Genomic DNA, 21,927 nt, shown 5'->3' on the forward strand with positions numbered 1-21,927 from the left:
GCTTCAGCTACGACTGCGAGAACCGGCTGGTGCGAGCGGAGACGCTGGTCAATGGCAAGCTAGAAAGCCAAGGCGAGTACCGTTACGACAGCCTTGGGCGGCGGGTGGCCAAGTGGGCTGAAATCAAGGGCGAGGTCGAACAGAAGCACTTTCTCTGGCAAGGCTTGCGGATGCTGAGGGAGGAAACGCCTGGGCACAGCATCTTGTACCTGTACGAGCCGGGTAGCTATGCGCCGTTGGCGCGGGTTGATCAGGTTGAAGGGGAAGGGCAGAAGGTCTATTACTTCCATACTGACCAGATTGGCACGCCGCTGGAGCTGACGGATAGAGATGGCACGATTGTTTGGCAGGCGACCTACCGCTCGTGGGGCTCGGTAGAGCAGCTAGTAGTTAGTGAGGTGGAGCAGAATATACGATTTCAAGGTCAATATTTTGATTCCGAATCGAGCCTAAATTACAATATCTTTCGTTTTTACGATCCAGGAACTGGGCGATTTATAACGCAGGATCCGATAAGTCTCCAAGGCGGGTATAATCTTTACGAGTACGCACCAAATACGTTGACCTGGATTGATCCATTAGGCTTGTGCAAAAGTGCCGCAAGTGGTGACAAGGGACGATCAAAGGCAATGCACGATTTGGAGCGTAATGGCTTTAAGATAGTTGCCGAAGAAGTAACAATGAAGGTTAATGGAAGTAGGATTAGAGCGGACTTTGTTGCTAGAGATACTCATGGGAATTTGCATGTATTTGAGGTAAAACATGGCGCAGGCTCGCTTACCAAAAACCAAAAAGCAGCTGGCGTATTCGACATGAGCAATCCTGCAAATACTACCCAGCACCTTGGGGGAGGAACTATTACGCCATCTAGTGGTACTGCGGCGAAGCTGAAAGTTGATACTAAAAGTATGCGAGGCAAATTGCTTGGTGGTAAAGGAGCTGTACATGATGCAATATTTAATGTCCTTAAATATAGGTGAATTATGAGTGCAGAGGATCGGTTATTTTTTGAGGTCGCCTTGCTTAAAGAACTGAAGATCGTTGCGTCTAAATTTGATGGCGTGGTGGCTGCAAAGAATAAACTAAAATTCAAATGCAATAAAAAAAATGTAGCTGAACTTTTTTTTGATCATATCGCGCGTGTAGATTCTTATGTGCTAGCCGGGATTGTTTCAGGGGGCGAGCTTTTCGAGTGCGCGTCAAAATTCACACCTCCTTACAGAAGTAATTTATTTAATGAGGGCTGTTTTTCGTTCATTTCGTCAGGTGAGCAGAGCAAACGATTCAGTGGAGATTTTGGCGGGGCTATAAAAACACCGGCTCCCGCTTTGGTAGAAGAAGTCTGCAGTCATATTCGGCTCGTTCTGGAAGAGTTCTATGTTCCAAAGATGTTAGCCGCTATAGTGCCGACTGATAGAATCATAGGTGATGTTGTTTCCTCTCCCGATGAATACTCATATCCTGCTGTCTTGATACATTGTGCTGTTAAGTTTTGTGGCGTGGCTGTAAATGAAGTTGCAATAAAAGAAGCGATGAGCTCAAAGAAAATTATAAAGGACAAGGCCTACGATAGTTCTCTGCTCGATGGATTGTGTTGATGTATTGGATGGGGTCAAGTGTACTGGTTGTATGTTCAGCCAATAAAGCACGAACTGTCAATCTTTAAAAGTCAGGCTTCTCGCAGATAAATCCAATGGCTGGGATGTTGAGCTAAGCTGCGGGATTGAGCTATAAATATTCTACCATAATGGCGGGATGCCGCCAGCCTCATAAATTATGGCATACATTATTCAGGTGAGAAAAGCCTTGAAGGTGTTTTTTGCGATTTAATATGTCTAAGGGGAAATTTAGCTATGAGTCCTCCTAGTGAATTAGTAGCTTTCATGAGGGAGATGAGCTGCTGGGAGATTGATTTCTTTGATCAGCGCAAACTAAACCTGGCTCAGGGGTAGACGATTCTCAACTGGAAGAAATTTATGCAAAAACCTGAAGAGATACTCGACAAATATCGTTAAAGATAACTTTAACTATGGGTGACTTGTGGATCTTGGGTGCACTAAGCCTGCCACTTATCATCCTGCGACTGATAAGTTAGAGATTTTGGAAGTGGGTGGGGAGGCGCTGGCAATTAAGGTGCGGCAAACTAAAGATGCGGAAACATGCGCCAAGATTTATTTGGCGCTAAAGATGGAGTTTGGAAGATAAAGAAAAAAGAAGTTTTAAGTTTTGATGATAAATGGTGCGGCTCGCCGCTATAAAGTTTCGTCTCATTGGTTTGGCAAAAGGATTTAATTGGTGCTTTGCTGTAAAAGTTTACTTTTTTAACAATTAGTATTTATGTAGGCGCTCGGAGAGAGATATCATCTTCTAGCTTATTCTTATTTCGTATGTGATTAGATTACCGTAACTGGCAGTATGCCTCGACCTTGCCGGCCGACAAGCTCTCGCAGGTGCACAACACCGGCATCAATACCTCTTTGCTGGTCGAGCACGCCTACAACCCGATCCACCGCCGTTACCTGTACGACCCTGCCGGTGAACTGGTGCGTACGCTGGACAAGCTGCGTGGCGAGATCAAGTACGAGTATGAAGCCAATGGCCAGTTGCGCAGCCGTGATACCGGCTCGCTGGTGGGCAGCGAAGAGTTTCGTTATGACCCGGCAGCCAACCGGTTGGACTTCAATGCGCGGCAGTTTGCCAAGGTCAAGGACAACCGCATCAAACAGTGGCGGGATCAGGAGTACCGTTACGACCCGTGGGGCAACCTGATCGAGAAGCGCTCGGGGCACAGCAAGCTGCAGAGTTTCAGCTACGACTGCGAGAACCGGCTGGTGCGGGCGGAGACGTTGGTCAATGGCAAGCTGGCAAGCCGAGGCGAGTACCGTTACGACAGCCTTGGGCGGCGGGTGGCCAAGTGGGCTGAAATCAAGGGCGAGGTCGAACAGAAGCGCTTTCTCTGGCAAGGCTTGCGGATGCTGCGGGAGGAAACGCCTGGGCAGAACATCCTGTACCTTTACGAGCCGGGTAGCTATGCGCCGTTGGCGCGGGTTGATCAGGTTGAAGGGGAAGGGCAGAAGGTCTATTACTTCCATACTGACCAGATTGGTACGCCGTTGGAATTGACGGACAGTGACGGCAAGATCGTTTGGCAGGCGACGTATCGTTCGTGGGGGGCAATTGAGAGTCTGACGATCCAAAAGGTCACTCAGAATCTAAGGTATCCAGGGCAATACCGAGATGTTGAAACGGGGCTGCATTATAACACCTTCCGTTACTATGACCCGGAGGTGGCACGATTTACCACTCAGGATCCGATTGGGCTACTGGGCGGTTTCAATCTTTACAGTTATGCTCCTAACTCCACCGGATGGCTTGATCCTCTAGGGTGGTGTGTCAACACCAATGTGACAAGAGGGGCAGCAGGTCAACCCTTGAGGGCTACTGCTACTATCACGAAGAATGACCTGAAAACAGGTACAGCTACCAATCAGTCCTCAAGGGCTTGGGCCCGTATGCTGGGCAATCAGGATGATGACGCTGGACATATAATTGGCAAGCTTCTTGGCGGTTCGGGGGGGAAGGATGGAGTGTTCCCTCAGCTTTCTAAAGTCAACCGTGGCTTGTTTAGGGATTTTGAAAAACAAATCGCAAAAGATGTCTTCGATAATGGGCCTGTTGATGTCGAGCTCGTATTCAAGTACGGCGCCGGCGGTACAAGGCCAACAAAGGTAATTTATAATGTATTCAGGAATGGGGACCTTGTAGATGGAAAAATATTCAGCAACTGATCTGGGTGAGGAGTTTGGCAAGGCGCTGAAGGAATTTATGCATGAAATGTATAATTGGGAGATGACATACTATCAAAAAAGCATTGAGGCCTTTGATAGTGACTTGTCGGAAACGGATCTTGAAGAAGCCATGCGTAAAGATCTTTTGAAGATTTTTCGACAATATGTACTTGAAGGTGGAAGGAATTATGATAGGGTAGAAAATTTGGTTTGCGGCAGGCATCCTGAGTATGATGAGGGAAATGATCAAGTGGAAGTCATTAATAGCGATGGAAAAAAAGTTTCTGTTGTGATAAATAAAGTGAAGGGCTTGGCTGCTGTGTTTCGACTGAACTTTGTTTTAAGCGATGGTGTGTATATGGTTTCAGGTCGGGATTTGCAGCATGGAAAAAAGTGGCAGGAGACTTATGTCTGACGCGTGATTGAAGGCTCGGTGTCATTTCAAAGAGGCTTGGTTTTACTGGTGTTCTTTAATAAATGGTCTTTAGAGGCGATTGCCAACTTTTTCTCAATCGTCTCATTTTTCAAATTTTTTTATACATTGACCTATTCGCCTTCAAGTTTTCGTCGGTTTAAGCTTTACGATAGCAAAACCTGACATTTAAGTAAGACCAATTCTCTCGGCTGATCGAGAAACCGACCCGCTGAGCCGCAAGATCGCCTACGAATACCACCATGGCGGTCACCTGATTCGCCTGGACGAAATTGGCTATGGCGAAAGCGGCGAACGTCCGGAGCGCCATACGCTTTTCGAGCGTGACGCCATTGGCCGCTTGATGGCCAAGGTCTATCGCGATGCACGGCAAGGTTTCGAGTATGACGAGGCTGACCGGTCACTGAGCATTCAACGCCACCCAACAAGCGCGGACAAGCAGCTGGGGATCACCGAGGAAAAGCTGGGTTACCGCAACGACCTGCTGGGGCGACTGACTTAGGAACTGACCCCGAGTGGGGCACTGGACTATGAATAAGACCCGCTCAGCAACCTGACCACGCTTACCCTGCCAGATGACCGCAAGGTCAACCACCTGTACTACGGCAGTGTGCACCTGCACCAGTTGAACCTGGACGGCCAGGTCATCAGTGGTAACACAAGATCCTGTTGGTTTGTTTGGTGGTGATAATCTTTATCAGTATGCGAAAACACTCAGTCCTGGATAGACTCATTAGGGCTAGCGTGTGATAAGTGGGATGTTGGTACCCATCAGGCAAACAAAAATGCAGTTAAAGGGAAGAATCTAGGCCTGGACTCACATCATGTTGGGCAGAAAAATTTGATGAAAGACCTTGTCGAGGGCTACGATCCTGCTACGGGGCCTGCTATGCTGGTACCCCGAGTAGGACATACAGTTTCTAAAGAAGGTGTGGGAATTGTGTCTAGAAGTAGTATAAATCCCAGGACAGGACTCCCTTTTACTAGTGCTCGTGATGTGGTTGCGCGCGACATTAGAGAACTTAGGCGTGTTTATCCAGAGGTGCCAAATGAAAAGCTACAGCAGCTAATCGCTCTGAATAAATCTATGTATCCAGAAATGCGGAAGTAAAGGGAGAAATTTATGGGTGATAATAAATTTGTTGATGCTATTTATTCCGAATTGTTTGAGAAAAACTTCCCTCAATATAGAAAATCTCTTACTAAACCCGTCAACGGAGATAAGGACTCATATGCTCGTGCGCGTAATGCTCTAGCATCGCTAGATGATACTCAAAGATGTGATATCATTAACTTTTTTAAAGTTGTTATCGCAGACAGCGCTTCTGTAGTGCTTGGGACGTTGGATGGTGTCCATTTTCCGGATGACCTCGAGGGCGATTTTGTTGTAAAATTAGATGGTGAAGATATTCAGGGTGACTTGCAGGATATATTTATCGAAAAATCTCAGCAAGATGGTATTTACGATTGATTTTTCGAGGCATTTTTAATCTGGCTTCGGTTTTTGTTTTTATGTGGCATTGTTGAAAGAAAGATATTGAAAAAGCTATTGAAAATAGTTTGGGTGCCAGCTTCAACTATTTTTCCGTTAGCCGATACTGTCGAGCGGCTGTAATGAAGCTGCCTTAGCTAATATAATTATTTGTGTCATTGTCAAAAGTCACGTTCGCTAAGCGTGTAAGGTGATTGTGCGGGCCTGTATCCAAGGTGGCTCATTACCTCCTGCAAACCCTCGACAATCTAGAGAAGTGCCAGACACCAACACCGAAGTGCCGCTGCAGCGTATCGAGAACGTCCTCGGCCACTTCCTGCACTTCACCCGCACGCCTGACGGCACCCTGACCGACATCAGCGCCACCGGCGGCACCCGCGTGCACTTGCACTACGACCACCCGCTGGGCCGCCTGACCGATATCAAGCGCGTGGTGGACAACCAGGCGGTCGAAACGCTCACCCAGTACCGTTACGACGAGCATGGCCAGCTGAGCGCGGTGCGCAACCGCAACGGCGACAGCGTGCGCAGTTTCAGCTATGTCGAAGGCCTGATGGTGACCCACAGCAACGCCCTGGGCCTGGGCTGCCACTACCGCTGGGAAACCCTCGGCGGCAAGCCGCGCGTGGTCGAGCACTGGACCAGCGATGGCGAGCACTACCATTTCCGCTACGACCTCGACGCCCGCACCAGCTGGGCCACCGACGTGCTTGGCCGGGAACTGGAAGTGCAGTACAACGCCGACCACCGCGTGGTCGCCAGCCGCGATTATGGTGGCGAGCGTTACGCCATCGAGCTGGACGAAAACGGTAATATGGTTGGCCTGGGCCTGCCGGACGGCAACCGGCTTTCGTTCAAGTACGACGAATTCGCCCGCCTGCTCGAAGAAACCGATCCACTCGGCCGCAAGACCACCTACGAATATCACCACCTGACCACGCTGGTGACCCAGGTCAGCTACCCGGACGGCAGCACCTGGCGAGCGCGCTACGACGACAAGGGCAACCTGCTCGCCGAATTCGATGCCCTCGGCCAGATGACCGAGTACCTGAACAGCGATGACGGCCTGCCGCACACCATCATCGATGCGACCTATAAGTCCAAGTACCTGTGGTGGAACACCCTGGCCCAGGTCGAGCGCTACCAGGATTGCTCAGGCAAGCGCACGTACTACCGCTATGACGAGCGCCAGCACCTGGTCGCGGCAACGGACGCGCTGAACCAGACCACCACGCTGGAGCGCAAGCCCGACGGCGAAGTGCTGCGTATCAGCCACCCGGACGGCACCACGGCAACCTTCACCTACAACGCCTACGGTCAGGTGCTCAGCCACACCGACGGCAAGGGCCAGAGCACCCGCCTGATGCGCACGGCCCGTGGCCTGCCGAGCAGCCGTCAGGATGCCAAGGGCCAGCGGGTTCGCTACGAGTATGACAAGGCCATTCGCCTGACCGCGCTGGTCAACGAAAACAATGCCACGTACAGCTTTGCCTACGACGTTTCGGACCGGCTGAGCGAAGAAGTGCGGGTAGATAACCTGACCCGACGTTTCAGCTACAACGTCGGTGGCCATCTCACACGACTGGATGAGATTGGCTATGGCGAGAATGCCGAACGGCCAGAGCGCCATACGCTGTTCGAGCGTGATGCCATTGGCCGTTTGGTCGCCAAGATCAATCGTGATGCGAGCCAGACATTCGCATACGACGACGGTGACCGCTTGCTGAGCATCGAACGGCAACCAACCGGGATCGGCAAGCAGCTTGGGATCACGGAAGAAAAGCTTGAGTACGCCTACGATCTGCTAGGCCGGCTAACGAAAGAAATCACCCCCGATGGGACGCTAGCCTACGAGTACGACCCGCTCAGCAACCTGACCACGCTGACCCTGCCGGATGGCCGCAAGGTCAATCACCTGTACTACGGCAGCGGCCACCTGCACCAGCTGAACCTGGACGGCTAGGTGATCAGCGACATGGAGCGCGATGACCTGCACCGCGAGGTGTATCGCACCCAGGGCAAACTCACCAGTTGCTTCGGTTATGACGCCATGGGGCGCAAGGCCTGGCAGTTTGCCTCGACCTTGCCGGCTGACAAGCTGTCGCAGGTGCACAACACCGGCATCAATACCTCGTTGCTGGTCGAGCACGCCTACAACCCAATCCACCGCCGTTACCAGTACGACCCGGCCGGTGAACTGGTGCGCACCCTCGACAAGCTGCGTGGCGAGATCAAGTACGAATATGAAGCCAACGGCCAGTTGCGCAGTCGCGATACCGGCTCGCTGATCGGCAGTGAGGAGTTCCGCTACGACCCGGCAGCCAACCGCCTGGACTTCAATGCGCGGCAGTTCGACAAGGTCAAGGACAATCGGATCAAACAGTGGCGGGATCAGGAGTACCGCTACGACCCATGGGGCAACCTGATCGAGAAGCGCTCGGGGCACAGCAAGCTGCAGCACTTCAGCTATGACTGCGAGAACCGGCTGGTGCGGGCGGAGACGTTGGTCAATGGCAAGCTGGCAAGCCGAGGCGAGTACCGTTACGACAGCCTTGGGCGGCGGGTGGCCAAGCGGGCTGAAATCAACGGCGAGGTCGAACAGAAGCGCTTCCTGTGGCAAGGCTTGCGGATGCTGCGGGAGGAAACGCCTGGGCAGAACATCCTGTACCTGTACGAGCCGGGGAGCTATGCGCCGTTGGCGCGGGTTGACCAGGCGGAAGGGGAAGGGCAGAAGCTCTACTATTTCCTACAGACCAAATTGGCACGCCGCTGGAGCTGACGGATAGCGACGGCAAGGTCGTTTGGCAGGCGGCATATCGTTCTTGGGGCGAGATAGAGCAGCTAACCATCAATGGAGTAGAGCAGAACATACGATTCCAAGGTCAGTATTTTGATTGCGAATCGAGCCTAAATTACAATACCTTTAGGTTTTACGACCCAGGAACTGGGCGATTTATCACCCAGGATCCAATTGGTGTCAGAGGCGGTGCTAATTTATATGTCTATGTGCTGGCGCCGACTATGTGGGTTGACCCTTTGGGTTGGGTGCCTTGGGAAAAAAATGGTTTTGATAGCTGGTTCAATAGCGCCTCGGTTCAAGATATTGTTGATAACAAAAAATCTGTAGAAGCTGCTCTTCGGAGCCCGGGAGGTAAGCATGAAATGTTTCCTGTCTCTATAGCGGCGAAGGCAAAAGAACTTGGCTTTACCGCTCAGGAACTTAAAGAAATGACGGTACCCACTAAAGATATTACTTTTGTGGGTGTAACAGACAAACATGGTAATCCTGTGCCGGACGGTCCGCACCATGGTAGTAGAGCGGGAAGGCTGTTCCATAATAATTTAATTAAAGATTTGAGTGGCGCGCAAAGTAAAGCTCAAGCGCTTAGTGTGATCGATTCACATCACGGCAAACACATGAAACTAGGAGCATGCTAAATGGATTCTTATGATATTGAACGGTATGAAAAAGTTCATGTTTGGATAGGTACAAATTTCTCTTCGGAGGATGACTATCTGCAGTATTTTGAGTTGGACTATTCTGTGGATTTGGATGATCCAGCATACAAGGTTTGTGGATTTTGCAGAGATATTGGCGTGAAATGGTACGACGAGGATTTCATAGGGATTATACCAAGGAAAGCGGAGGAGGTGAGTCTAGATGAAATCTTGATTGAGTCTGCGGTTGATTCTAGTTGTATAGAAGATTTAAAGGCGGAGTGTTTCAGGCTTGGTATTACAAAGGCTAATGCAATTTTTTGGTATTTCGATGGTGGTACGGATATTTCCAAGCCTCTAAAGGCGAATTATAATGGCTTGAAGTATGTGGGGTTATATGAGGGTGAATGATAAGCTCGGCATAGGTCTCGGAAAGCTCGCGGATGGCGTTCTGTGTCAGCTTTTTTAATGATCGGATCTAATTTCGGATGTGCGGTCATGTGTTTTTAATTTAAAGCCCTATTGCAAGTGTTAGATGCTAAAGATCTGATCTTTAATAACTAATGGGCTCGTTGGCTCTCTCGCAATATAGATAGAGCCAATGTTTTCTTCTAATGCATGTATTGTTGGATGTATCGACAACCCGCCCGAGCAGGTCTACCTGGTGTGCACCGAGGCCGGCCACTACATTCTGCAGACCCTCGATAAATTGTTCCTCTACTAAGGCGAAGTACCAGACACTAACACCGAAGTACCGCTGCAGCGTATCGAGAACGTCCTCGACCGTAAGCGATCCATAAACCCCACCCGTTACATGAAGGACAGGGGAAATCAGGTATTCGAGTCGGGCACCTGCCCCGCTTGAGTCTTTAACCCGAACAACTGGTCAGCTAGCTGTCGGCCTCGCTCCAGCCCCTCCGCCGTCAACCAGATGGATTTGTTTCTATTAACTGGATCACTGATGAAACCCTGTTCATGCAGTCGATTCATGATCTCGAAGTCAAATCCTTTCCACGCGTTACCTTTGTCGGAGCTATAGGCTGCCAACAGGGCAAGCACTGCCTCTTCAATTAGTCTATCGTCGTATTCCATGGTCGTTACTCCGCTCTTGTTCTTCAAACGCTTCGTAGGCCCCACCTGACCCACAATAGGCAGAGCACTCAGCTATGTATTTTAGGCGTGCAATTCCACGGCAGCAGCGCTTCATAGTCTTCCACTGAGGACGCCAGCGGCAGGCGTTCCAGTGCGTGGCGCAGCCACGCATAAGGCTCTTTGCCGTTGGCTTTGGCTGTCTCGACCAAACTGTAAAGCTGCGCGCTGGCCGTCGCGCCTCTGGGCGTGTCTTTGAACAACCAGTTCTTTCTGCCGATGACAAACGGGCGGATCGCACGCTCGGCTGCGTTGTTGTCGATCGGTAAGCAGCCGTGCTCGATGTAGCGTTCCAACTTGCTCCAGTTGCTGGCCAAGTAGCCGATGGCCTTGCCCAAGGCATTCTGCGTCGTGACCTGAGGTTGCGTTTTCTCTACCCAGCTTTTCAGCTGAGCCAGCAATGGCAGGCTGCGCTCCATGCGGGCAGCCTTACGATCTTCATCGCTGCCGTCCTTAAGGTCGCGCTCGATACCATACAGCTTGTTGATCAAATTCAGGGCGATGTCTGCGCGCCCGGTTTTACCCTTGGGCTGCACTTTCTGCGCTTCGACGAACTTGCGGCGTGCGTGCGCCCAGCAGCCCAACCGCTCCACGCCGTCCTGTGCAGCCAGCGCGTTGTAACCGGCGTAGTCATCGGTCATGACATAGCCGCGATAGCCATCCAGCAGGCGCGTCGGCACCTCCTGTGCTCGGCTGGTGGTGTAGTCGAAAAGGATCACTGGCCGATCAGGTGGGCCACCGGTTTGTACCCACATCCAGGATTGGCTACTGGGCTCACGACCAGGCTCTTTCAACACCTGCACACGTGTTTCATCACAGTGGATGATCCGACTGCTCAACAGGCTTTCGCGCATCAGATTCAGCAGCGGTTGGAAGTGCTCGCTGCATTGAATCACCCAGCGTGCCAGGGTTTGGCGCGAGATATCGATACCGTGGCGCCCCAACACTTTTTCGAAGCGATGAAGCGGTAGGCCGTCTACGTATTTGGTGGTGAGCAGCATGGCCAGCACACTCGGGCTAGCCATGCTCTTCTCGATCACCTGGGCAGGCTTGTCCGCGGTTACGGGCGCTGACTCGCAGTCCCGGCAGCCGTACACCTTGCGAACATGTTTGATGACGCGAATCTGCATCGGGACGATTTCAAGCTGTTCGCTGACCTCTTCTCCAATGGCATGTTTGCGGCAGCCACAAGCGCACGTCAGCTCATGCTCGGGCAGTTCGTGCACAACCTCGATACGCGGCAAATCAGCCGGCAGTGGTTTGCGTTTACCACGGCGCTTGGTCGGTGCAACGACTTCTTCGTCGCCGGCCTCATCCAAGGGTTCTGCCAGGCTTTCCGCTTCGTCGAAGAGCGGTAACTGTGGCGTCGCCGCATCGCCTGTCTGCTCGGTCTTGCGCCCGAACAGACGCTGGCGCAACAGCGTAACTTCCTCTTCGAGATGAACGATCTTGTCCTTGTCGGACGCCCGCTCGTTGATCATCTGCTCAAGCAGTTGCTTGAGCAGAACAGGATCGTCAGGGAGGTCTTCGGGCATGGAAATCATGCCGCGGATTATACCGAATCAGGCGACGTATCGAGGCGTCAATACCTGATGCGGACGGTTGCGCCAGAGGTCGAAGCCGTCGAGTAGCCAGTTCAGTTCCTGAACGGTCAGTACGATGGCCACGTCAGTCGGGTCGGGTGAGGTTTTGAACCGTTCGGAGTCCAGGCGTTTGAGCCAGAGGCAGAAGCCGTTGCGTTCCCAGTACAAGATCTTCACGCGGTTGCGCGGCTTGTTGAGGAAGACGAAAAGCACCGGGTCGAACACCGCCACTTTGATATCGAGTTCGACCAGCGCAGCCAAGCCATCGATGGACTTTCGGAAGTCGACGGGCTTGGGGTAGAGATAGACTTTTTCGACTTTGGCGTCGGGGCGCATCATCGTCGGCAGGCTCCAGAAAGAAATCGGGAGCACAGCATCGGGGATCAGGTAAGCGCTTTAAATGTGGGGTTCATGGAGCGCTTACCTATAAGCTACGCGGCGAGATCAAGTACAAATCCAAATCCAAAGCCAACAGCCAGTTGCGCAACCGCAGTACCGCCCGCTACCAGCTCGGTCTTGAACAAGCCGGTGCATTAGGCGACAGCCGCGAATTCCCCTTCTACCGAATCACTCTCGGCTGGGCATTTGGGGGCGGCCACCACCATGCATTTTTCGGCGCTGGCTCGTTGGCGCCAGATCTACATCGATATTCCAGTACTGCGCTCGCGCCTCACGACTTTGGCCATCTTCAGGTTGAGTGGAGGGCCCCGCATCGCGCAGCCCGGCTTTCACCCTATTTGTAATACCGAAGGGACTATCAAGCGCGTTCAAGCCAAAACATAAAGGAAATCAGTTGCTATCTTATTGGGGTTTCTCCCCCATACTTGCTTTGAGTCGGGCCAATGTAGGTGACTCTCCACCTGTCAACTCAATGCGAAACTCTGCAAACGCATGCTCGAGATCGGCATACTGCTGCAAGCCTTCTTCAGTGAACAGGTAGCGACCCGGGATGTCGCGCCATTCCATGGCGGAATGGATCAGCTGTCGCTCTGCCGCATGCAGCAGCGGCTCTAGCTCTACGCTCAATTTCATGGCAGCGGGGTCCTGTGCCTTCAGGCTTTCGATCAACATGCGAAGCTTGACTGACTTCTGTTTGAGTTTTTCGGTATTCATGTTCAGCCCTAGTTGGAAAGGGTGCCTATCAATTTTGGAGTGCCCCATTCGCTACGATTGGGTGTGAGGTATTGCATTGCCTCACCGGTGCGTGAAATTGTGCCATTGAGCTCTATGGTAGGGGCTACTTTACTCACAAAAATTTCTGTTGGCTGCAGGGGCGACATTTCAAAGACCGAGTACCGAGTCGATTCGCTACCCAGTGGCAAGCCGAAGCTGTCAGCCAAGGTCCTACCAGAGCTCGCCGCTGCCTGTAGCTCCTCGTGAGTCGTGAAGAACGGCGAGTAAGGCGACACGCTTTGTCCCTCGGGCACGATCTTGACCAGCGGCGAATCGATCAACTTGATCTCAGGAATGGTTGACCCGGAAGCGACTTGGTCGAAGGCCCGAGAGTAAATGGTCGTGGCATCAGCGTCTGGAGCCGCAGCCTGGAGTTTGCCGAGCAATTTTTTACCGTCGGCGGTGTTGAGGAAATCTTCAATCTGGGCATTGGACAAGCCCTTGGTCTTGAGGGTGCTAACTTTTTTGATCTGCTCTTCGATCGGCGTGAAATTCGGGTCTTGCTTGCTGTAGTACTCACGCATCGTCTCAGGCTGTGCTGGCTTGATCGGGGTCGCCTCTTTGACCAGCAGTTCCGGCTGCGCCAACAGCTGCTGCTCATTCTTTGCCAGCCACGCAGCCAACTGCTTGTTGGAGATCTCCGCCTGCAACCGCGCACTGCGCGTGGCAATATTCTCCATGCTGCTCATGATACCCGCCTTCATCTGCCCACGCGTGAGGTAGGTGACAATGGCTGTCAGTAGAAGCAGTACCAACTGCTCCTGCCCGCGAGCAAGCTGACGTGCCGCGCGCTCGACGCGCTCCTGAGCCTGCGCCGACGAGCCACCGCTTGGGTCCAGCCCGGTGGGCTTGAGGCCATCCTCGGCAAACCAGGCCGTGGCCATCCCTTACTGCAGGGTCGACAGGCACGCCGGCAGGCCTTGATAGAAATACTCGGCAATGGCGGACAGCCCAAGTCCCATGAGGATCAGGTTGCCGACTTGCAGGCCGATGCCAGCGCCGGCCACCGCGCCTGGTGCCGCGCCGACGCCAAAGGCGAACGCCCCGGCCACGCCACCCGCGAGCGAGCCAACCGCCACGCTGCCACCGAGGATCATCGACACTTCTTTGACCAGTTGCAGCAGCACCGGCAGGATCTGCTCGATACCGATCGAGGACCACTTGCGCTTCAGGTTGTCTTGGATGATCGGGTAGGACAGGGCCATGGCCTGGCGCACGTTGTCGATGCGCTGCCCACCCAGGTAGCCATAAGCCTGGTTGGCGCCATTATTGACCCGTCGACTGAAACCGTCCCACGCCTCCTGGGCGCTGTTCAGGCCGCTATCGACGCTCTGGTTGAGCTCGCTGAATTACTGTTCGAGGTTGCGTTCGATGTCTCCCCAGCTGGGGATGTTGGCTAAAAGATCCATTTTCGCTTCACTGTCCATGGAAATAGGCGACGCTTCGGCGGCGAGCGCAGCATTTCGTTTCAGACACCAAGATGAGTACAAAGGTCTGACAGGCGTTCATTGTTCTCATGACAGGCGTGCGCGGCAATAATGGCAATTGAGCATCATGGCCTGCTTCGAGCCTTGCCGCGTGCCGCAAGTGCCGGTACGGCCGCACGGGTAATGGCCATCTGCCAGAGTTGGCAAGTGACGGAAAATTTGAACCAATTCACTCTATGAAACCTTTTTCGGCGAGTGAGGCGGGGGGCGCCAAGAAGCGAGACAGGCGAATGCATCCCCCGATAATCATGGACCTGGCCTCCGCGCTGCTGTCGCTGCAGAACCGGCGCGTATTCAAGTCCCGTTCTACTACTTCGAGCACACCGCCGCAGGCCACACCATGATCATCTGCGATGACTCCAGCACGCTGGTCGACATCCCCGAGCAACCGCAGATCCGCTTCCATAGCGCGGTTAACCTCCCACCATAAGGCCGCTTGAGCCTGAAATCCGCCCGCCGCTCACCACCCCGCCACGCCGCCGTCGCCAGCCAGTACCTGACCCTGGGCGCGCAGCGCCTCGACCAGGAAAAAGGTCGCGCAGGGCGTTTCCACCAGGCCGGTACGCTGTGCATCAAGGCGATAGCGGTGGCCGATGAAGCAGCCGTGCCGCACCGACGTTGTCAGCAGCCCGGCTATCTGCCGGCAGGCCAGCTCGCACCAGGCATTACGCCCCGGCAGGCATTGCCATAGGCGCAGCAAGGCCACCGAGGCGATGGCGATGGCGCAGGGGTCGGCCTCGTCGGCGCCTGGGCGGCCGCTGGCGGCGGCAGCGCCCCAGCGCTGGGTCCAGTACTCGCAGGCCCGGCCTGCGGCCTCGGCGTATTCACCACCATAGCGACCTACGGCCTCGGCCAGCCCCAGCATCGCCCAGGCCTGCCCCCGTGCCCATTGGCCTGGCGCGGTACGCTGCCAGTTACCGCCTGGCAGCCACAGGGCCTGATTGGCCCAGGCGCCCGAGGGCTCGGACAAGCTGTTCAGGCAACGCTGCAGGTGTTGGCGTGCCAGGGCCCAATGGCCGGCGTCCGGGCTGGCATGCAGCAGGGCGAGGGTCGGGGCCAGTGCGTCGATGTCCAAGGTCCTGGCGCCAGGCTCGCCAGCCCCAAGCCCTGTGCCCAACCACCAACCGCCCAACTGCGGATCGTAGTCCGCGGCCAGTGCCGCGGCCGCCTGGGTGGCCAGGCCACGGGCCTGCTCGTCGCACGACTGGCGGGCGGCAAGGCCGGCGCCGTACCAGAACACGAAGCTGCGGTTGACACTCGGTTCGCCAAGCTGTGGGGCCAGCCGGGCGCTCCAGGTCCGTGCTTCGGCCACATCCACCGCGTCGCCACTGGCCTGGGCGCGCCGCCACCAAAGCGCGGCCCAGAAGCCGCCCAGCCAGGAGCCGCGGCGCGACAGTTTCCAGGGCGAGTCCCGATCGACGCGGTACAACGGGAAATGGCCATCGCACTGCTGCGAGATGCGCGGCAGGGGCGCCAGCAGGGCTTCGATGATCGCCCCGCGTTTACGCTGTTCCGGCATCGGCGCCGCCCTCCGACACCTGCCGCGCCCGGTACAGGCTGCGGCATAGCCCGGCGCCCAGGCACAAGGCGATCATCAGCAGTGTCCAGCCCGCGGTGAAGCCGCCGGGCTGGCGCAGCAGCACGGCGAACAGCGGTGGGCCCAGTGCGATACCGCCAAAGAACCCCAGCGACAGCAGCCCGGCGCTACCGGCAACCCCGCCGAAGCGCGGTTCGCGCAGCAGCATGCTCATGGCCACCGCGTTGCTGGCGACCAGGCTCAGGCCCATTCCGACCACCGCCGCCCACAGGGGCCAGTGGCGCGCGGGCGTGGCCAGTTGCATCAACACGATCGTCGCCAGGGCGAACAGGAACAGGCCGCCCAGCAACACGGTTTCATCCCTGAAAGCCGCGCCCAACGGCGTGAGCAGCAGCCGTGAAAGCACACCGGTGACGCCGAACGCACTGATCATCAAGCCGATGCTCGCGGGCGTCACACCGAGGCTGCTGGCATGCACGCCAAAAAAGGTGATGAAGGCCGACAGGCACAGCCCGGCGCAGCCCTGGATGGCCATCAGCCGCAGCAGCCAGCCGTTGGGCCGCTGTACGCGTACGGGCGGTCGATGCGCCTGGGGCGCCGGGGCGATCTGCCGAGCGACCAGCAGCGCCAGCAGCAGCGCAAATGGCGCCCAGCAGCCCAGCGCCATGCGCCAGCCCAGGGCCTGGCTGAGCACCGGCAGGGCCAGGCCGGCGAGCAGCGCCGAGGCCTGCACCCCGGCCTGCTTGATGCCTACCAAGCTGGCGCGCGGTGCGTCCACCGCCTGGGCGATGGCCTGGTTGGTAGCCGGGTTGGCCAGCGCCTGGGCCACGCCGCAGAAGGCCAGGGCGATCACCAGCCCGACGAAGCCCGGCAGCACCAGCACCAGGCTGAAGGACAGTGCCACCAGCATGAACAGCGCCTGCAAGCCACGGCGCGAGCCAATGCGCTGGACCAGCGCCCCGGCCCATGGCGAGAGCAGCGCCGCCAGGCCGAATGCGCTGGTGGTCAGCCAGCCCAGTTGCTCACGGTCCAGCCCCAGCGCTTGAATCAGTTGCGGGCCGAGTACACCCAGCGCATAGAACACCATCATCGGCAGGCCCATGGCGCAGGTGAGCAGGGCGGCCAGCGGAACATGCCGCTTCATGGGGCCTCCTTGGCAGGCGAAGGTACGGAAGGGGTCAGCACGTCGAAGGCGCGGCCGGGGCGCGTGGCCTGGAGCAGGTCGCGCCCCAGGGTGCTGATCAGCGCGTCGTCGGTGCCGTCGAGAATGTGCGTGGTGCGGGCGCCGCGGTAGATGCCTGACAGCGGCGACAGCTCGCTCAGGCCCTCGGCGCCCATTATCTGGATCGCTGAATCCACGGCCAGCGACAGCGCATCGGAGGCCGCCAGCTTGGCCAGGTTGACTTCGATGGCGCTGGCCTGGCCGCGATCGAAGGTGGCCGCTGCCTCGCGCAGCAGGCCCCGGGCCGCGGCGATCTCGCGGTAACAGCGGTATACCCGGGCACGTACCAGTTGCTTGTCGGCGAGCCGTGCCTGCGCGCCGCGGGCCGAGTGCACCCGCGCGCACAGATCGTCGAAGCAGCGCCGGGCCATGCCCAGCCAGTGGGCGGCGCGCAACAGGCGGCCCAGACCCAGGCGTTGCTGCATCAGCATCAGGCCCTGGCCTGGCGCGCCCAGCACCTGGTCAGGCTCCACCCGCACCGCCTCCAGGTGCAGCTCGCCCTGGCCCTGCTGACGGCCTAGCAGCGCCAGAGGCCGCACAAAACGAAAGCCTGGGCTGTTGCAGGGCACCACCAGCATCGACAGGCCGGTCTGCAACGGGCCCTCGTCGGTGCGGGCGATGACGGTGGCGAAATCTGCCCGCTCGGCACGGCAGATGAACCACTTGCGCGCCGTCAGCCGCCAGTGGTCGCCTTGCCATTGAGCGCGGCTGTTCAGGGTGGCCGGGATCGAGCCAATGCTGTCGGGCTCGGACATCGCATAGCAGGGCACGTGCTCGCCGCGCACCAGCGGCAGGTACACGCGCTCGCGCAGGCTTGGGTTGGCGTGGCGTGCCAGCATGTGGCAGTCCAGCGTGGCGTCGCAGCCGAGAATTGCCGGCGCGAACTCGCTGCGGCCTTCTTCGGCGGCCACCTCCAGGTAGTCGCTCAGGCGCGCGAGGCGACCGCCGTCGGCCACGGGGTAGAAGTTGCCGAATACCCCGGCGGCCTTGGCCTGCGCCTGCAGTTCGGCGCTTAGCCGCGCCGCCGCCGCGTCGCAGCGGCCCAGCTCGGCCTCACGGGGCAAAATCTGCCGCTCGACGAAGTGGCGTACCCGTTGCGCCAGTTCAATGACGTGCTCGTTGGCCATGGCTCAGCCCACCTGCCGCACGGGCTCGCCCAGCCCGGCTGCGTCGGCGGCCAAGGCACGCTTGTCGACCTTGCCGGCCGGTGTCAGTGGCAGGTGGCGATAAAAGCGCAGGTATTCCGGCAGCTTGTTCACTTCCAGCCCCTGTTCGCGCAGGAACCCGGTGATGTCCTGCAGGGCGAAGCGCGGGGCGCCGTCGCGCAGGGTCACGCACAGGCATACGCGCTGGCCCAGGTCCGGGTCGGGCACCGGCACGCAGGCCACGCTCACCACGTCCGGGTGGGCCATGGCCAGGCCTTCGATCTGCACCGGGCTGATGTTGGCGCCGCCACGGATGATGATGTCCTTCTTGCGCCCGGCGAGCTTGAGGTAGCCGGCCGCGTCGATGAACCCCAGATCGCCGGTGCGCACCCAACCCTCGGCGTCGCGATAGCGCTCGTCCAGTTCAGGCGCATTGACGTACTGCATCGGGCTCAGCGGCCCGCGTGCCGTGATTTCACCCACGCTGCCCTGGGGCACTTCGCGGCCCAGGTCGTCGACGATACGTATCTCGCAGACCGCCGGGTTGGGCTTGCCCACGCTGCCCAGCACCGCTTCCAGCGGGTCGTCCAGGGTGTTGTGGCAGTTCACCCCGTCGGCCGAGCCATACAGGCTGATGAAACCACAGCCGAACGCTTCGCTGCAGCGCAGCACGGTGGCCTGGTCGATCACCGAACCGCCGCAGATCAGCCCGCGCAGGCTGGAGGTGTCGATCTGCGCCAGGGCCGGGTCGGCGGCGATGCGTTGCAGCATGGTCGGCACGCCAAGGATGAAGGTTGGGCGCAGGCGCGCGATGGCCTTGATCGCCTCGCCCACCTCGAAGCGCGGCAGTACCACCAGCGAGCCGCCCAGCCAACTGAGCACGCCGAAGGTGGCGGTAGAGCCGAACGAGGACCCCAGCGGGACCAGGTACAGGCCGCGGAATTCGGCGCCGTCATCGCTGATGCGCTGCAGGAAGCGCCCCCGGCCACCGATCAGTGCGTTGTGCGAATACGCCACCAGCTTGGGCTCGGACTCGGTACCGGAAGACACCAGCAGGCGTACTGGCGAGTCCGGGCACACGCGCGGCAGGCTGGTGCTGTCGATCGGCGCATGCTCGAACAGGGCGTCGAGGGTCGACCAGCCTGCACGCGGTGCGCCGTCGACGATCAGCACGCGCAACGAGAGCAGGGTGGGGCGTAGCGATTCGATGACCTCGCACAGGTCGATGTCGGCATACGTGGCCGGTACGATGACCGCCCGGGCATCGCAGCGGCACACCAGCGCCTGGATGTCGAGCTTGCCGCGCCCCGGCGGGAAAGGTGCGACAATGGCGCCTAGGGCCGCCACGGCCAGGTCGATGGCGCAGCAGCGCCAGCTGTTGCTCAGTTGGTAGGCCACCACGTCGCCGGCAACGATGCCCGACTGGCGCAGGCTGCCGGCCAGGCGCAGGGCTGCGCCAAGCAGTTCGGCATAGCTCACGTCGCCCTCGGGGGACAGCACCGCCGGCTTGGCCGGCGTTTCCCGGGCGCGTTCGCGGAACAGGTCGAACACGTCGCGATTAGGGTAGCTGCCGTCTTCGCGCCAGCGGCGACGGGCAGCCTGGGGTACCAGGTCGATGATGCCGGCAGTGTTCATGTGAAACTCCAGGGTGATTGAACGGATCGGTAGGCGCGCTGACCGAAGCAGTCGGCCAGGCGCGGGTCGTTGGCCAGGCACGCCAGGTCCTGATGCACCTGGCTGGCGGCAATGCCAGCCTGCTGGCAGCGCGTCTGCCAGTGCCGGGCGTCGGCGCTGGCCAGGCGCCGGGGCAGCTCTGCGGGGGTGCAGGTGCCGCCCAGCAGTTGCCCCAGCGCTTGCCACTGCTGGCGTGTCTGGCAGTCCAGCGCGAGCAGGCCGTCGCCGGTCTCGAAAACCCCTTGCAGCAGGCTGGGCGGGGTGCTGTTGCAGGGGGTGGCCAGCAGCAGGTCGGCGGCGCCCAGCAGCGAGCTGTGTACCTGGTTGCCGCGCCCGTGCAGGCTGCGGTCGAGCAGCGCGGCGCAGATGCCTTGCGCGCTGATCACACCACCCAGGACATCGAGCGCGGTGAACAGCGTGCCGCCACGTGTGCCACTGGCGCGGGCGATGCGCTCGGCGACGCCGGACCACGCCTGCACGGTGAAGTCGGTGCCGGGCGCCGATACCGGGGCATCGCCCCAGCCACCGGCGTAGGCATGCACCAGGCCCGGCCGGGCAAGCTGCAGGTCGGCGGCATCCAGACCCAGCTCGGCGGCCTTGCCAGGCGCCCAGTTGTGCAGGAACACGTCGGCGTCGGCGCACAGGGCGTGGATCTCGGCGCGACCTGCAGCGGACTTGATATCCACTTCGCGTACCGTCTTCAGGTGATTGAGCGCGTCGAAGCGCACCGAGCAGCCATCAGCGCAGGGCGGCATGTGCCGCAGGGGGTCGCCGCCTGGCGGCTCCAGGCGGATCACCTCGGCACCTAGCAGGGCCAGCAGGTGCCCGGCCAGCGGCCCCTGGATACGGCGGCATGACTCCAGCACGCGCAGGCCTTGCAGCGGTAGCGCGGCTGGGCGCGGGGCTGGCCGCAGCGGTGCCTGCGGGCCGGGTGTCAGCCGCCAGGGGGTGTGCAGGCTGGCCGGGTAGTCGGCATCGGCCTGGCGCTGCGCCGGGCTGCGCAGTACCACCAGCGCTACCCCGCTGGCCCGCGCCTGCTGCCGGATCTGCGCCAGCGGCAGGCGCGCCAGTGCGTCCAGGCATTCGGCCGGCATCGGCGCCACGGCCTTGGCATAGCGCAGCAGAAAGTGCTGCCAGGCTTTGCCGGCCAGGCTGTCGGGCAAGCCGAGGGCGTGCCAGAAGTGGCGCCAGGGCTGGCTGTCGAGGGTTTCCAGTTCGAAGGCCGTGCCTTCCAGGGAAACGAACGGCGGGCGGGCAAGGGCGTCGTCCTGCCCCGGCAGCAGCCGTTCGGCGTCTTCCGGTGCGGTTGCGCCCGCCAGGTACTGGCCGATACTCAACAGGCCGCCGCGCAGCGGGTCCAGGCTTACCTGGGTGAACTGCCCGCCGCGCAGCTGGCCGACGGCAGCAGCCAGGCTGGCCTGCCAGGCGAGGGCGGCGTTGAGGGCGGCCAGGTAATCCACGCCCAGTGCTTGCGGGCGCCCGCTGGCACGGCCGTGCACCGACATCAGGCCGCAGGCCGCTTGCTGTATGAACTCGCTGGTGCTCTCCAGGGGCAAACCTGGCGGTGCAACGAACCGCATGTGAACGGGGTGCAGATCAGGGTGGGCCAACTGCAGCGCGGCCCCTTCGGCCAGGCCGTCGAGGGCACGCAGGCCAAGGCACTGGCCGTGGTGTTGCAGGGCGCGGCTCAGGCCCTGCCAGCCGGGCAGGGAGGGGCCGCTGCGCCAGCCGAGGCTGGCGTCATCTAGCATACGGGACATGGCGGATCTCGCGGACAGGTTACGGGCGAGCAGGCTTCGCGGGCGG

Annotated in this window: 16 protein-coding genes and 5 pseudogenes; 11 read left to right on the forward strand and 10 right to left on the reverse strand. The window is 58.4% G+C overall.

The features are described 5' to 3' along the window. From ACF8SD_RS14995 to ACF8SD_RS15040, 10 genes and pseudogenes are all read left to right on the forward strand, one after another. A partial coding sequence (locus ACF8SD_RS14995) for an RHS repeat domain-containing protein (RefSeq protein ID WP_392484629.1) occupies nt 1-980 on the forward strand: 980 nt, incomplete at its 5' end. 3 nt (nt 981-983) lie between these two features. Then, on the forward strand, nt 984-1,598 hold the full coding sequence (locus tag ACF8SD_RS15000) for a hypothetical protein (RefSeq protein WP_392484630.1): 615 nt from the start codon (nt 984-986) through the stop codon (nt 1,596-1,598). Nucleotides 1,599-2,408: 810 nt separating this feature from the next. Further along, a pseudogene (locus ACF8SD_RS15005) lies at nt 2,409-3,788 on the forward strand (RHS repeat-associated core domain-containing protein); the annotation flags it as partial. Next, nucleotides 3,766-4,203, forward strand: a complete 438-nt coding sequence (locus tag ACF8SD_RS15010; protein WP_392484631.1) for an NTF2 fold immunity protein — start codon at nt 3,766-3,768, stop codon at nt 4,201-4,203. The pseudogene ACF8SD_RS15005 and the gene ACF8SD_RS15010, both read left to right, overlap by 23 nt. A 262-nt stretch (nt 4,204-4,465) precedes the next feature. Further along, nucleotides 4,466-4,885: pseudogene (locus ACF8SD_RS15015) on the forward strand (type IV secretion protein Rhs); the annotation flags it as partial. Between the two features lie 459 nt (nt 4,886-5,344). Continuing rightward, nucleotides 5,345-5,692: a hypothetical protein gene (locus ACF8SD_RS15020; protein ID WP_392484632.1), complete on the forward strand. Its 348-nt coding sequence runs from the start codon at nt 5,345-5,347 to the stop codon at nt 5,690-5,692. 242 nt (nt 5,693-5,934) lie between these two features. Next, nucleotides 5,935-8,758 (forward strand): annotated as a pseudogene (locus ACF8SD_RS15025) (RHS repeat-associated core domain-containing protein); the annotation flags it as partial. Next, complete coding sequence (locus ACF8SD_RS15030; protein WP_392484659.1) at nt 8,735-9,151, forward strand: hypothetical protein; 417 nt, start codon at nt 8,735-8,737, stop codon at nt 9,149-9,151. The pseudogene ACF8SD_RS15025 and the gene ACF8SD_RS15030, both read left to right, overlap by 24 nt. Next, the gene (locus ACF8SD_RS15035; RefSeq protein ID WP_392484633.1) at nt 9,152-9,562 is read left to right on the forward strand and encodes an immunity 22 family protein; all 411 of its coding nucleotides are present in this window, start codon (nt 9,152-9,154) and stop codon (nt 9,560-9,562) included. A 190-nt stretch (nt 9,563-9,752) separates the two neighbouring features. Further along, nucleotides 9,753-9,875, forward strand: a complete 123-nt coding sequence (locus tag ACF8SD_RS15040; protein WP_392484660.1) for a hypothetical protein — start codon at nt 9,753-9,755, stop codon at nt 9,873-9,875. Nucleotides 9,876-9,982: 107 nt separating this feature from the next. On the opposite strand, the gene ACF8SD_RS15045 is transcribed toward ACF8SD_RS15040, so the two are convergent. The 5 genes and pseudogenes from ACF8SD_RS15045 to ACF8SD_RS15065 all read right to left on the reverse strand — a co-directional run bounded on the left by ACF8SD_RS15045 (nt 9,983) and on the right by ACF8SD_RS15065 (nt 14,465). Then, on the reverse strand, nt 9,983-10,243 hold the full coding sequence (locus ACF8SD_RS15045; protein ID WP_392484634.1) for a DUF6429 family protein: 261 nt from the start codon (nt 10,241-10,243) through the stop codon (nt 9,983-9,985). Between the two features lie 68 nt (nt 10,244-10,311). After that, a complete protein-coding gene (tnpC, locus tag ACF8SD_RS15050) occupies nt 10,312-11,844 on the reverse strand; it encodes an IS66 family transposase (RefSeq protein WP_392484635.1) in 1,533 nt (510 codons plus the stop codon). A gap of 18 nt (nt 11,845-11,862) precedes the next feature. Continuing rightward, nucleotides 11,863-12,222, reverse strand: coding sequence for an IS66 family insertion sequence element accessory protein TnpB (tnpB, locus tag ACF8SD_RS15055; RefSeq protein WP_054913089.1), 360 nt, complete (start codon nt 12,220-12,222; stop codon nt 11,863-11,865). A gap of 462 nt (nt 12,223-12,684) precedes the next feature. After that, a complete protein-coding gene (locus ACF8SD_RS15060) occupies nt 12,685-12,996 on the reverse strand; it encodes a hypothetical protein (protein ID WP_392484636.1) in 312 nt (103 codons plus the stop codon). A gap of 8 nt (nt 12,997-13,004) precedes the next feature. Beyond that, nucleotides 13,005-14,465: pseudogene (locus ACF8SD_RS15065) on the reverse strand (DUF6861 domain-containing protein). A gap of 382 nt (nt 14,466-14,847) precedes the next feature. On the opposite strand from ACF8SD_RS15065, the pseudogene ACF8SD_RS15070 reads away from it, so the two are divergent. Further along, a pseudogene (locus ACF8SD_RS15070) lies at nt 14,848-14,955 on the forward strand (contractile injection system protein, VgrG/Pvc8 family); the annotation flags it as partial. Nucleotides 14,956-15,003: 48 nt separating this feature from the next. On the opposite strand, the gene ACF8SD_RS15075 reads toward ACF8SD_RS15070, so the two are convergent. Genes ACF8SD_RS15075 through ACF8SD_RS15095 form a run of 5 tightly spaced genes read right to left on the reverse strand, consistent with a single transcriptional unit; the run spans nt 15,004 to nt 21,881 of the window. Then, nucleotides 15,004-16,062 (reverse strand): glucuronyl hydrolase, encoded by a 1,059-nt coding sequence (locus ACF8SD_RS15075; protein ID WP_392484637.1) that lies wholly within the window; start codon nt 16,060-16,062, stop codon nt 15,004-15,006. Beyond that, nucleotides 16,046-17,224, reverse strand: coding sequence for a CynX/NimT family MFS transporter (locus ACF8SD_RS15080; protein WP_392484638.1), 1,179 nt, complete (start codon nt 17,222-17,224; stop codon nt 16,046-16,048). The genes ACF8SD_RS15075 and ACF8SD_RS15080 overlap by 17 nt, the downstream gene beginning before the upstream one ends. Further along, entirely contained in the window at nt 17,221-18,429 is a 1,209-nt protein-coding gene (locus tag ACF8SD_RS15085; protein WP_392484639.1) for an acyl-CoA dehydrogenase family protein, read from the reverse strand. The genes ACF8SD_RS15080 and ACF8SD_RS15085 overlap by 4 nt, the downstream gene beginning before the upstream one ends. A gap of 3 nt (nt 18,430-18,432) precedes the next feature. After that, nucleotides 18,433-20,082, reverse strand: a complete 1,650-nt coding sequence (locus ACF8SD_RS15090) for a class I adenylate-forming enzyme family protein (protein ID WP_392484640.1) — start codon at nt 20,080-20,082, stop codon at nt 18,433-18,435. Beyond that, entirely contained in the window at nt 20,079-21,881 is a 1,803-nt protein-coding gene (locus tag ACF8SD_RS15095) for a CoA transferase (RefSeq protein ID WP_173888997.1), read from the reverse strand. Before ACF8SD_RS15095 ends, ACF8SD_RS15090 begins: the two co-directional genes overlap by 4 nt. Nucleotides 21,882-21,927: the final 46 nt, after the last annotated feature.

Source organism: Pseudomonas sp. CJQ_9, assembly GCF_043106615.1.
Lineage (GTDB): Bacteria > Pseudomonadota > Gammaproteobacteria > Pseudomonadales > Pseudomonadaceae > Aquipseudomonas > Aquipseudomonas juntendi.

What these genes read in the sequence shown, in the direction of transcription:
- ACF8SD_RS15030 (WP_392484659.1), top strand. Translation starts at nt 8,735, where the DNA reads ATGTGGGTTGACCCTTTGGGTTGGGTGCCTTGGGAAAAAAATGGTTTT.
- tnpB (WP_054913089.1), bottom strand. Translation starts at nt 12,222, where the DNA reads ATGATGCGCCCCGACGCCAAAGTCGAAAAAGTCTATCTCTACCCCAAG.
- tnpC (WP_392484635.1), bottom strand. Translation starts at nt 11,844, where the DNA reads ATGATTTCCATGCCCGAAGACCTCCCTGACGATCCTGTTCTGCTCAAG.
- ACF8SD_RS15045 (WP_392484634.1), bottom strand. Translation starts at nt 10,243, where the DNA reads ATGGAATACGACGATAGACTAATTGAAGAGGCAGTGCTTGCCCTGTTG.
- ACF8SD_RS15010 (WP_392484631.1), top strand. Translation starts at nt 3,766, where the DNA reads ATGGAAAAATATTCAGCAACTGATCTGGGTGAGGAGTTTGGCAAGGCG.
- ACF8SD_RS15020 (WP_392484632.1), top strand. Translation starts at nt 5,345, where the DNA reads ATGGGTGATAATAAATTTGTTGATGCTATTTATTCCGAATTGTTTGAG.
- ACF8SD_RS15000 (WP_392484630.1), top strand. Translation starts at nt 984, where the DNA reads ATGAGTGCAGAGGATCGGTTATTTTTTGAGGTCGCCTTGCTTAAAGAA.
- ACF8SD_RS15040 (WP_392484660.1), top strand. Translation starts at nt 9,753, where the DNA reads ATGTTTTCTTCTAATGCATGTATTGTTGGATGTATCGACAACCCGCCC.
- ACF8SD_RS15080 (WP_392484638.1), bottom strand. Translation starts at nt 17,224, where the DNA reads ATGAAGCGGCATGTTCCGCTGGCCGCCCTGCTCACCTGCGCCATGGGC.
- ACF8SD_RS15075 (WP_392484637.1), bottom strand. Translation starts at nt 16,062, where the DNA reads ATGCCGGAACAGCGTAAACGCGGGGCGATCATCGAAGCCCTGCTGGCG.
- ACF8SD_RS15090 (WP_392484640.1), bottom strand. Translation starts at nt 20,082, where the DNA reads ATGAACACTGCCGGCATCATCGACCTGGTACCCCAGGCTGCCCGTCGC.
- ACF8SD_RS15095 (WP_173888997.1), bottom strand. Translation starts at nt 21,881, where the DNA reads ATGTCCCGTATGCTAGATGACGCCAGCCTCGGCTGGCGCAGCGGCCCC.
- ACF8SD_RS15060 (WP_392484636.1), bottom strand. Translation starts at nt 12,996, where the DNA reads ATGAATACCGAAAAACTCAAACAGAAGTCAGTCAAGCTTCGCATGTTG.
- ACF8SD_RS15085 (WP_392484639.1), bottom strand. Translation starts at nt 18,429, where the DNA reads ATGGCCAACGAGCACGTCATTGAACTGGCGCAACGGGTACGCCACTTC.
- ACF8SD_RS15035 (WP_392484633.1), top strand. Translation starts at nt 9,152, where the DNA reads ATGGATTCTTATGATATTGAACGGTATGAAAAAGTTCATGTTTGGATA.